The 2606-nt window shown below is 68.2% G+C and carries 4 protein-coding genes; 2 read left to right on the top strand and 2 right to left on the bottom strand.

Annotated elements, in window-relative coordinates:
• Positions 1-99 precede the first annotated feature (99 nt).
• Positions 100-858, bottom strand: a complete 759-nt coding sequence (locus ACWD0F_RS51925; protein ID WP_449890538.1) for a MerR family transcriptional regulator — start codon at positions 856-858, stop codon at positions 100-102.
• 4 nt (positions 859-862) lie between these two features.
• On the bottom strand, positions 863-1747 hold the full coding sequence (locus ACWD0F_RS51920) for a DUF2268 domain-containing protein (protein ID WP_449890537.1): 885 nt from the start codon (positions 1745-1747) through the stop codon (positions 863-865).
• A 138-nt stretch (positions 1748-1885) separates the two neighbouring features.
• Between ACWD0F_RS51920 and ACWD0F_RS51915 the strand changes: the two genes are divergently transcribed.
• Complete coding sequence (locus ACWD0F_RS51915) at positions 1886-2161, top strand: hypothetical protein (RefSeq protein ID WP_449890535.1); 276 nt, start codon at positions 1886-1888, stop codon at positions 2159-2161.
• Between the two features lie 235 nt (positions 2162-2396).
• The coding region (locus tag ACWD0F_RS51910) for a hypothetical protein (RefSeq protein ID WP_449890534.1) at positions 2397-2606 on the top strand (210 nt) is incomplete at its 3' end.

Here is a 2606-nt window from a genome sequence, read left to right as displayed (position 1 = left end):
CCCGCCGCCCGCGCCTGTGCAGGCTGACCCCTGCACGGCAATGGCGACCTTTCCTCGGGCGTGACGGCCGAGCACGTGCGACGGCGCTCGCAGCACGGGCTACATCCGGGTCCGCGCGTACGCGTGCAGGGCGTCGCGGACGAACGTCGCCCCCGCGGCGTCGTCGTACATGCCGGTGAAGCGGGGGTCGTCGACGTACATGTCCCCCAGGCCTTTCACCATCTCGATCGAGCACTCCCGGTCGCCCTCGGCCGTGGGGGTGCCCGGGATCCGGCTCAGCCACTGAACGTGCCGGGCAGCCAGCGACTGAGCGTGTTCCGATGTCGGGCGAAGCCCGGCCTGCACTGCGGCGACCCATGCGGCGACGAGGTCTTCGGTGGCCTGCTTCCAGGCCCGCTGCTGGTCAAGGGTCTTGCCGTGCCACCAGTCGTTGCCCACTTGGAACGTGCGCTCGCCCCAGCGTGAGATCACCTCGTCCTTGGAGTGGTCGTTGAACCCCGCCAGCATGACGTCCATGTGTGGTTCCGCCCCCGCCTGCACGGCCTCAAGCGTGTGACGCACAGACCGGATCTGCCGTTCGATGCGGTCCCGTTCCTCTTCCAGTGCGGCGATGTGGGTGCGGAGCCCGTCGCACGTGTCCACCTCGTCGGCCAGGACCTCGGCGATGGCCGGCAAGCCCATGCCGAGCCGGCGCATGAGCAGGATCCGCTGGAGCCGGGCGACCGCGGTGGCGTCGTAGAAGCGGTACCCGTTCGCGCCGACCCTGGACGGGGCCAAGAGCCCGAAGCGGTCGTAGTGACGCAGCGTGCGGCTGGTGATGCCGGCCCTCGCCGCGAGTTCCTGGATCGTCCACTCCATCGTGTCACCCGCGGCGGAGCGTGGTTGCGATGATCTCCGAGCTGTCGGCGTGCAGGGCCTGCGCCGCCGTCTGCCCGGTCGCCGCCAGGTAGGTGTCGACCAGCCGGTTGCCCGCGGCGTATCCGGCGCCCATCGGCAGTCCCACCGGGGTGAGGCCGAAGCGCTCGGCGCTGGGGTCGCCGTGCACCCAGGCAGTGAAGTTCTGCATGCCTGTCACGTCGAGCCCGGTGAGTACCTTGCTGAAGACCTCGTCGTCGCGCAGGTGCGGCACGCCGATGCGGGCGGGGCCGAGCTCGTCGCCGTAGAGCTGCCGGGCGAAGGCGTCGGCCAGGCCCTCGCCGACGATGTGCTCGCCGACGGTGACGGTCATCGGGTCCCACACGACCCCGCCTGGGCTCCATCGCAGGTTGTGGTGCAGTTCGTGCACGGCGGTGGCCTCCAGCCGCTCCACGTTCTCGGGGAAGGGCCAGAACGTGATGGCGATGTGGCCCGAGATGCCGCCGAACCCGGTCAATCCTTTGCAGGGACCCATGAAGTGTCCGTCACCCGGATCGCCGAGCACGAACAGCACGGTGATGTCCGGGGCCCGCAGCCCCGGCGTCGCCTCCAGCAGTACGGCGAGAGCGTTGTCGAGCGCCCGTTGCATCCGCTCCCAGGCCCCGGCCGCCGCCAGGCTTTCGAGCGCGTCGAGGCAACGCTCCTCGTCGCGGTCGATGGGGAACCCGGACGTTTCGAGGTGCACGGCAACGAGGTCGAGCTCGCCGGGGTGGTAGCGGTACATGCCCCTGTTGGCCTCCAGCATCGAACGCAGCAGGTCAACGCGGTCCGCGACCGGGGCCAGCAGGATCCGCCTCATTGGGGAGTAGGTGTCAAGAACAGTGATCGACATGGCCCCGATGCTAGAAGTTGACGCAGCGTCAAGGTCAAACCAGCGGCGCTCTTCGCCGGGGTACGGCCGGCATGCCAGCCCCGCTCCCCGTTCGCATCGGGCAGCGGCAGATGTCAATATAGACGTACATCTATTTCGATGACTGTCTATGCGGAAGGGCGGCGGATGGAACTGCTGGAGATCTTGGAGTGCAGCCCGCCGCTGAACCGCTGGACGCCGAGCAGCTTGGGGCTTCAGGGCCGCTCCGAGCCCGGCCAAGGTCGCCGCATGGTCGGTCAAGGTCTCGCCGATCACCTTGCGGCCCTTGTCCGTCAACACGATCTGCACGCTCCGCCGGTCGGCCGGGTCCAGCCTCCGCTCGACCAGCATGGCGAGCACGGAACTCCGGCTCTCGTCGACGACCGGGTCCGCTGAGGCTGAGCAGGCTCGACCGTGATGCCGACCGTTCCGCGATAGGAGTTGACGAGTTTGCCCAGCTGTGGAATGCTGAGGGTGGCACCGAGGGTTGACGCTCGTAGTACGCGTCCCCATACGTTTGCCAAACATGATATGCTGCCCTCTCGTGCTGTCTTCCGACGCCCTGGATTCCGCCGGGGCGTTTGGCATGCGTGCAGTTCGATTCCATCCGTGCCCTCCGGAAGGACATCTATTGGCAGCCTCGCGCAACGCCTCCGCGATACCCGCAGGTCCCAGTCGCGTCTCTTTTTCGCGCATCCAGGAGCCCCTCGAAGTTCCTGACCTTCTCGCTCTGCAGACCGAGTCCATCGACTGGCTGCTCGGCAACGAGAAGTGGAAGGCCCGGGTAGAGGCGGCTCGCCAGGCCGGGCGCAAGGACGTCCCGACCCAGTCGGGCCTCGAA

This window comes from Nonomuraea sp. NPDC002799 (assembly GCF_053592075.1).
This window is presented reverse-complemented; position numbering and strand designations above follow the sequence as displayed.

What these genes read in the sequence shown, in the direction of transcription:
- ACWD0F_RS51925 (WP_449890538.1), bottom strand. Translation starts at nt 858, where the DNA reads ATGGAGTGGACGATCCAGGAACTCGCGGCGAGGGCCGGCATCACCAGC.
- ACWD0F_RS51920 (WP_449890537.1), bottom strand. Translation starts at nt 1,747, where the DNA reads ATGTCGATCACTGTTCTTGACACCTACTCCCCAATGAGGCGGATCCTG.
- ACWD0F_RS51915 (WP_449890535.1), top strand. Translation starts at nt 1,886, where the DNA reads ATGACTGTCTATGCGGAAGGGCGGCGGATGGAACTGCTGGAGATCTTG.